Genomic DNA, 6,016 nt, shown 5'->3' on the forward strand with positions numbered 1-6,016 from the left:
ATCGGGAAGAACACTGTGGAGTGTCTGCAGTCGGGGATCCTCTACGGTTTCGCCGGGTACCGCATAACCCTGTTTCTCACTCACGACCGCTCAGAGGGTGGCGAAACGCAGTCCCGCCTTGGTGAGCCGGTCGATCAGCGCGTCGCCCATCGCGGTCGCCGTGGTCACCTGGCCCGCTGTTTCCGGGAGGTCGTCCGTCGCGAGGCACAACGCCGACTCCGCGAGCATCTTCGCCGTTTCGTCGTAGCCGGGATCGCCGCCGGACACCTCCGTCACGACCCGCGAGCCGCCGCCCTCACCGATGAACCGCACCGAGAACCACGACCGGGCCCGGCGTTCGGGGCTCGGGCCGTTGCCGGGCGCCAGCAGGCGCGAAAGCCCGCGCCGCGCGGGCGGCACCTGGGCGGCCGCGAACAGCGCGCCGACCCCGAGCGCCCCGCCCGCCAGCACCGGCAGGTGCTTGACCGCGGCGAAGTGCCGGTAGGTGAAGTCCGGCCCGTAGCGCTCGGACGCGGCCGCCGACCGGCGCACGACCTCGGGGTCGATCGTCGGCAGCGGCACCGCCCACCAGCCGGCGTCGGCGACCCGGTGCGGCCGTCCGAGCGGCGCGCGTGAGAACCGTCCGGCCGGGCGCGGCTCGGCGGCCGCCCGCTCCTTCGCCACCCGCGCTCCGGCCGGGAGCCGGGACATGATGGTCAGCGCGCTGAGGAACGTCCCGCCCGAGGGCATCCCGCTCGCCCGGACGTAGCCGTCGACGCGCAGCGGCACGCCTTCGGGCAGTTGCCGCACGGTGAAGTACGCGCCGAGGTCGTGCGGGATCGAGTCGAAGCCGCACGCGTGCACCAGCCGCGCGCCCGTCTCGCGGGCCCGCCGGTCGTGCGCGAGGTACATCCGGTCGACGAACTCGGGCTCGCCGGTGAGGTCGACGTAGTCGGTGCCGGCCTCGGCGCACGCGGCCACCAGCGGCTCGCCCTGCGTCAGGTACGGGCCGACGGTCGTGATCACCACCTTCGTGGCCTCCGCGACGGCTCGCAGGGACGCGGGATCGCCGGAGTCGGCGACGAGCAGGTCGAGTGCGGCGAACCGGTCGTCGATCCCGGCGAGCCGCTCCCGGACGGCTTCGAGCTTGCCGCGGTTGCGCCCGGCCAGGGCCCAGCGCAGGTCCGCGGGCGCGTGGCGGGCCAGGTACTCGGCCGTCAGGCCGCCGGTGAACCCGGTGGCGCCGAACAGGACCACGTCGTGCGCGCGCATGTCTCCTCCAGGGGACGTCGACGGCGGACGCGCCCAGGTTACCCGCCGGTCACTTCCGATCGCCGGTGTTGGCGACGGCCGCCGCCCGGCTGGGTGGCGATGGCTGCCATCTCGCGAGTCGCGTGTCGCCGCCGGGATGGACCGCGACCGCCGCCGTCCCGCCGGTCACTTCCGGTCGCCGGTGTAGACGACGGCCGCCGCCACCGCCGCGACGCCGCTGACCACGTCGGAGATGCGCCGCGGCAGCGCGTGGTGGGTGTCGGCCATCCAGGCCCGCACCTGCGCCCGGCCGAGTTCCGGTTCGCACAGGTCGTCGACCCCCGCGGTCCAGGCCAGCAGCGCCAGGCACGCCGCGTGCGGGTCGGGCCGGTCGATGCCGAACACGGCGCCGCGCGCCTTGCTCCGGGCGGCCGTCGACACGAGCAGGTCCGCGGGCGGGTAGCGGTGCCGCCGCAGGAACACCCGTTCGGGCGTCCGCCGGACGAGCCCGAGCGCGACGAGGTTGTCGGCGGCGATCGACGGCAGTTCCCCGCGCAGGTGGTCCACCCAGTCGCGCACGCTGTGCGTCCCCGTTTCCGAAACGATTTCGGAAAGCACGTGATCGGCGGTCGGAATACCCGGCGGCCGCCCGGCTATCGCGCGGACTTTCCGGTCCTCGACCGTGATCCGGTCGGTGAAGAGCAGGTCGCACAACGCCGCGCCGGCGAGACCGATGCCCAGTGACGTCCGGCTGAGCGACGGACGGCCGGTGAACTCGTCGTGCCCGAGGAAGAAGAAGGAATCGACCAAGGTGAGCCGGCGCATGACGGAAAAAGGCCCCCTGGGCGATCGCGGTGAGGATGCGAAGATAGCGGTCCGGCTTCGCCATGCTTTCGGTGCCGTCACGGTTTACCCCGAACGGACGTACCGCCCGCCGGTGCGGACCCCCTACTCTGGGGCGCCGCCGCCAAGATCAACCACGGCGCGGGGAAAGGTCCATGGGTACCCATTCACCGGGGCACGGCCTCGGCCGGAGGCGGCTCGGCGCCGTCCAGATCGTCTTCTTCGTCGTCGCGGCGGCCGGTCCGCTGTACGCGATCGCCGGCGGGGTCTCGGCGACGTACGCGGTGACCGGCAGCGTCGGCGTGCCGTTGTCGTTCGTGCTGCTGGCCCCGGTGCTCGCGCTGTTCGGCGTCGGGTACGCCGCGATGAGCCGGTACATCACGAACGCCGGCGCCTTCTACCCCTATGTGGCGCACGGGATCGGGCGGTCCGCGGGCACGGCAGTCGCCTACGTGACGGTGCTCGCCTACAGCTCCATCCAGACCGGCGTCTTCGGCCTGTTCGGGCTTTCCGTGTCCACCTGGCTGAACACGACGTTCGGCTGGGACCTGCCGTGGTGGCCGGTCGCGCTGGTCATGGTGCTCGTCGTCGGCGCCGGCGGCGTGCTGCGGATCGACCTCAACGCGAAGGTGCTCGGCGTCGCGCTGGGCCTCGAGGTCGCGGTGCTCGTGGTGCTGAACGTCGCGCTGTTCAGCCACCCGGCCGGGGGCTCGGTTTCGCTGACCCCACTCGAGCCGTCGAGCCTGTTCACGGCGGGCGTCGGCGCCGTTTTCGCTTTCTCCATCGCGGTTTTCCTCGGCTTCGAAGGGGCCGCCACCTACGGCGAGGAGTGCCGCGACCCGCGCAAGACGGTGGGCCGCGCGACCTACACCGCGATCGGCCTGACCGCGGTGCTCTACATCGTCTCCTCGCTCGGGATGGCGGTCGCGACCGGTCCGGACCACATCGTCGAGCGCGCCACCGCCGAGGGCCCGGGCCTGCTGTTCGGCCTCGGCGGGCAATACGTCGGCCCGGCGTTCGCCGACACGGCGTACGTGCTCTTCCTGACCAGCCAGTGCGCCGCGCTGCTGAGCCTGCACAACGCCGTGGCGCGGTACTTCTTCGCGCTGGGCCGGGAAGGGCTGCTGCCGGAGGCCTTCAGCCGCACCAGCAAGCGCACCGGCGCGCCGATCGGCGGCTCGCTGGTCCAGACCTCGATCGGCCTCGTCGTCGTCGCGATCTTCGCGCTGGCCGGCCGCGACCCGTTCACGGACCTGTTCACCTGGACCGGCGTGACCGCCTCGACCGGCGTCACGATCATCATGATCGCGGTTTCGCTCTCGGTCATCGGGTTCTTCCGCCGCCGCCCCGGCCGGGAGACGTGGTGGCGGCGCACGGGCGCGCCCGCGCTCGCGGCGGTGACGCTGACCGCGATCCTGGTGCTGATCATCGTCAACTTCGACGTCCTGCTCGGCCCGGCGGGCTCGATCCGGCTGCTGCGCTGGGGCCTGCCGGGGCTGCTGGTGCTCGCCGGGCTCGTCGGCTTCCTGCGGGCCGAGGCGCTGCGCACCCGACATCCGGACGTCTACGCGGGGATCGGCGGCCCGCTGCGCGACGACGAACTCGTGGCGACGCGGTGAGCGACGTCCGCGCCGCGGATCCGTCCGAAGTGGACACCGTGGTCGGAATCCTGGTCGAGGCGTTCCAGAACGATCCGATGAGCCGCTGGGTGTTCCCGGATGACGAACGCCGCCGCGTCACCTCGCACCCGGCGTTCTTCCGCGCGCTCCTCGACGCCGGCTTCGCGACCGGGCACGTCGACGTGACCGAGGACCACTCCGCGGCGGTGATCTGGCTGCCCGGCGGTGGCGACACCGAGCCGATCCCCGGGCTCGACGCGGGCGAGACCGACCGGCTCGGCGTCCTGCTCGGCCTGATGGCCGCCGTCGAACCGGCCGGACCGCTCTGGCACGCGCAGTTCATCGGCGTCCGGCCGGGCTCGCAGCGCCGGGGCATCGGCGGACGGCTGCTGCGCCACGGCCTCGTCCGGGCCGACGCCGAGGGCGTGCCCACCTACCTCGAGGCCAGCTCGCCGGACAGCACGCGGCTCTACCGTCGGCTCGGGTTCCGCGACCACGGACCGGCGTTCCACCCGCCCGGCGGGCCGCCGATGCAGCCGATGCGGCGCGCCCCCGCCTGAGCCGTTACCGGCGGGTACAGTGCGCCTTCGAACGCGAGGAGGCAGACGTGACCGAACGCTTCGGCAGCTACCAGAACGAGCTCTACCTGCAGGGACTCGGTGGGGTGCTGCCGCCGTGCTCGACCGACGCGACGAAGCTCGAAGCGTCGGCCCGTGAGGTCATGGCGCCCGGCCCGTTCTCCTATGTCGCCGGCTCGGCCGGCTCCGGCGCGACCGCCCGCGCCAACCGCGAAGCGTTCGACCGCTGGCGCGTCGTGCCGCGGATGCTGACCGGCGCCACCGATCGCGACCTCTCCACCACGGTGCTCGGCACCCGGCTGGCCGCGCCGGTGGCCGTCGCGCCCGTCGGCGTCCAGTCGATCGTCCACCCTTCCGCGGAGTCCGCGACCGCCAGGGCCGCCGCGTCGGTCGGCCTCCCGTTCATCCTGTCCACGGCCTCGTCCACCGGCATCGAGGACGCCGCCGCGGCCAACGGCGACGGCCCGCGCTGGTTCCAGCTGTACTGGCCCGGCGACCCGGACGTCTGCGCGAGCCTGTTGGCCCGGGCGAAGGCGGCCGGCTACACGGCGCTGGTCGTCACGCTCGACACGTGGACGCTGGCCTGGCGACCGTCCGACCTGGACCAGTCGTACCTGCCGTTCCTGCAGGGCGAGGGCCTCGCCGTCCCGTTCACCGACCCCGTTTTCCTCAGCCGGCTGGAGAAGACGCCGGAGGAGGACCGCGGCACGGCGATCCTGACCTGGATCGGGATGATCACCGGCACCGACCGGACGTGGGACCAGCTGCCGTTCCTGCGCGAGCACTGGGACGGCCCGATCGTGCTCAAGGGCATCCAGCACGTCGCCGACGCGCGCCGCGCGGCCGAGGCGGGGATGGACGGCATCGTCGTCTCGAACCACGGCGGCCGCCAGGTCGACGGCGCGATCGGGGCGCTGGAAGCGCTGCCCGGGATCGTCGCGGCGGTCGGCGACCGCCTGGAGGTGCTCTTCGACTCGGGCATCCGCACCGGCGCGGACGTGCTGAAGGCGATCGCGCTGGGCGCGCGGGCGGTGCTGGTGGGCCGCCCGTGGGTGTACGGGCTGGCGCACGCGGGCGAGGACGGCGTCCGCCACGTGCTGCGGAGCCTGCTGGCCGACTTCGACCTGACCATGGGACTTTCCGGCCACCGCACCCTCGCCGACCTGGGCCCGGACTCGCTCCAGCGGACGTGAGATAACAAAACGGGAAAACCGGGGACAGCCCGGGAACCGGCCGCTACTGTTCGAGTCCCATCGCGGGCCGTCGGGGCGGCCGGCTCCTGTTTCCTTTTCCCGTTGGGGGTTTTCCATGTCTTCGATCATGATGCGGATCGGCATCCTGTTCGCCGTCCTCGGCTTCGGCTCGCTCGTGCTCGAGCAGTTCGACTACGAGTTCCGGCTGCTGTCCTGGGCCACCGACATGCAGCCCGGCTTCGGCATCGTGCTGGGCGTCGTCGGCCTCGCGCTGATCGGCGGTTCGGTGGCGATGAGCCGCGCCAAGTCCGCGCCGCAGCCGCAGCAGCAGTTCGCCCAGCAGCCGCCCGCGCAGGGTGGGCAGTTCCCGGGCCAGCAGCAGTACCCGGGCCAGGCCCAGGCGCCGCAGCAGCAGTACCCGCAGCAGCCCGGCCAGCAGGGCTGACGCCGGACCCGAGCGCCCCAATGTGGCCTTGGTTGCGTTGAACGCACCCAAGGCGGCCTTCGGTGCGTTGAACGCACCCAAGGCGGCCTTCGGTGCGTTGAACGCACC

At 72.9% G+C, this 6,016-nt stretch carries 6 protein-coding genes; 4 read left to right on the forward strand and 2 right to left on the reverse strand.

From position 1 onward, the window contains the following. Positions 1 to 90: 90 nt before the first annotated feature. Both AB0M59_RS50435 and AB0M59_RS50440 read right to left on the reverse strand, forming a co-directional pair. Complete coding sequence (locus tag AB0M59_RS50435) at positions 91 to 1,251, reverse strand: saccharopine dehydrogenase NADP-binding domain-containing protein (protein ID WP_364630549.1); 1,161 nt, start codon at positions 1,249 to 1,251, stop codon at positions 91 to 93. 165 nt (positions 1,252 to 1,416) lie between these two features. Then, positions 1,417 to 2,055 (reverse strand): GPP34 family phosphoprotein, encoded by a 639-nt coding sequence (locus AB0M59_RS50440; protein WP_364630552.1) that lies wholly within the window; start codon positions 2,053 to 2,055, stop codon positions 1,417 to 1,419. Positions 2,056 to 2,228: 173 nt separating this feature from the next. Here AB0M59_RS50440 and AB0M59_RS50445 point away from each other — a divergent pair, with 173 nt between their 5' ends. The 4 genes from AB0M59_RS50445 to AB0M59_RS50460 all read left to right on the forward strand — a co-directional run bounded on the left by AB0M59_RS50445 (position 2,229) and on the right by AB0M59_RS50460 (position 5,908). Next, positions 2,229 to 3,692, forward strand: a complete 1,464-nt coding sequence (locus AB0M59_RS50445; RefSeq protein WP_364630555.1) for an APC family permease — start codon at positions 2,229 to 2,231, stop codon at positions 3,690 to 3,692. Further along, positions 3,689 to 4,252, forward strand: coding sequence for a GNAT family N-acetyltransferase (locus tag AB0M59_RS50450; RefSeq protein WP_364630557.1), 564 nt, complete (start codon positions 3,689 to 3,691; stop codon positions 4,250 to 4,252). Before AB0M59_RS50445 ends, AB0M59_RS50450 begins: the two co-directional genes overlap by 4 nt. A 47-nt stretch (positions 4,253 to 4,299) precedes the next feature. Further along, positions 4,300 to 5,463, forward strand: coding sequence for a lactate 2-monooxygenase (locus AB0M59_RS50455; protein WP_364630560.1), 1,164 nt, complete (start codon positions 4,300 to 4,302; stop codon positions 5,461 to 5,463). 115 nt (positions 5,464 to 5,578) lie between these two features. Then, positions 5,579 to 5,908: a hypothetical protein gene (locus AB0M59_RS50460; protein ID WP_364630563.1), complete on the forward strand. Its 330-nt coding sequence runs from the start codon at positions 5,579 to 5,581 to the stop codon at positions 5,906 to 5,908. The last annotated feature ends 108 nt before the right edge of the window (positions 5,909 to 6,016 follow it).

Source organism: Amycolatopsis sp. NPDC051371, from assembly GCF_040682155.1.
Lineage (GTDB): Bacteria > Actinomycetota > Actinomycetes > Mycobacteriales > Pseudonocardiaceae > Amycolatopsis.